The following is a 275-nucleotide window of genomic DNA, read 5'->3' on the forward strand; positions in this document are numbered from 1 at the left end:
ATCATAGCTTCCGAATGCGGCCCAGCTCGTCGGTGCGTATTGCGTGTCGCCACCCACTCGGTCGTAGGTGACCGCGGCATGGATCTTTTCGTTCGTGTACTGGAGGCCGAGCGCAAGATAGTTCGACCGATCCCTGTTCTCGGACGGGTCCACGTCATCCCGGATGATCGCGCCCTCTGCCGCGTAACCGATGCCCGCCTGGAAGCCGCCGAAGTTGGGCGTCAGATACCTGAACATGTTGTCTACCCGCACTGACGCGGCACCGAAGGTATTGT

The 275-nt window shown here is 60.7% G+C and carries 1 protein-coding gene; it reads right to left on the reverse strand.

The genetic code is table 11. From position 1 onward, the window contains the following. On the reverse strand, positions 1 to 252 hold a 252-nt coding region (locus WDW90_RS39335), incomplete at its 3' end, for a porin (RefSeq protein WP_488803337.1). Positions 253 to 275 lie beyond the last annotated feature (23 nt).

This window comes from Methylobacterium nigriterrae, assembly GCF_037106235.1.
GTDB classification, from domain to species: Bacteria; Pseudomonadota; Alphaproteobacteria; order Rhizobiales; family Beijerinckiaceae; genus Methylobacterium; species Methylobacterium nigriterrae.